Source organism: Lentilactobacillus kefiri (genome assembly GCF_007989105.1).
GTDB lineage: Bacteria > Bacillota > Bacilli > Lactobacillales > Lactobacillaceae > Lentilactobacillus > Lentilactobacillus kefiri.
In genome coordinates this window covers 1-857 of the sequence record NZ_BJVK01000102.1, presented here as the reverse complement: position 1 = coordinate 857, position 857 = coordinate 1, and the positions used below count along the sequence as shown (strand labels likewise).

The 857-nt window shown below is 41.5% G+C and carries 1 protein-coding gene; it reads left to right on the top strand.

Going from position 1 to position 857, the window contains the following annotated elements:
• Nucleotides 1–53 precede the first annotated feature (53 nt).
• Nucleotides 54–844 (top strand): IS5 family transposase gene (locus LKE01_RS11865; protein ID WP_202813053.1). Its coding sequence is split into 2 segments (ribosomal slippage): nt 54–324 and nt 324–844, totalling 792 coding nucleotides; the frame shifts between segments, so codons are not numbered across the junction.
• Nucleotides 845–857: the final 13 nt, after the last annotated feature.

The following is an 857-nucleotide window of genomic DNA, read 5'->3' as shown; positions in this document are numbered from 1 at the left end:
AAACTGTTTGAGATCTAGTTTAAACTTTGATATACTTTTGCAAAAAGGAAATTATGATGACTAATTATCCCAGCAATATTACCCGCCAGCAGTTTGAAGTGATTCGTCCTGAATTAGAAAATTTTCATCAACGAACGAAGCCCCGTCAAGTCGATTTGTATGACGTCTTTTGCGCCATTTTATACATCTTGAAAAATGGCTCCCAGTGGCGTGCCCTGCCACATGACTTTCCCAAATGGCAAACGGTTTACACCTACTTTCGCTTGTGGTCCCGGCAATCGGCTCCAACGGAGCCGTCATTACTGGATCAAGTTTTAAAAAAATTGTCTTTACCTTACGATCTCAACAAGATCGTTCGGCATTAACTTCGTTTATTATCGTGGATGCGCAAAGCGTTAAAAATACCGCCACTGCTGAAAATAAAGGTTATGATGCTGGTAAGAAAATATCGGGAATTAAACGGCATCTAGCCGTTGATATTAACGGGTTTCCACAAGCCATTCATATTACCCGAGCCAATGTTTCTGATCGGGACGGAGCCAGTGCGATGATTGCCTTATATGCCAATGATCTTCGGCATGTTCGCAATGTTCTAGTCGATGGTGGTTATTCAGGAGCTAACTTTAAATTGGATGTTATGAGCAATTTACAAGCGACCGTTCAGGTCGCTAAACGCAATGAATTACACAAGTTTGAAGTAATGCCGCAACGATGGTTGGTTGAACGATCCTTTAGTTGGCTAGAGAATTGTCGACGACTGTGGAAAAATTGTGAAAGACAGCTGCACACAAGTGCCATGATGATGACCTTAGCCTTTATTTCAGTTCTATTGAGGCGCTTTTAAAGATCTCAAACAG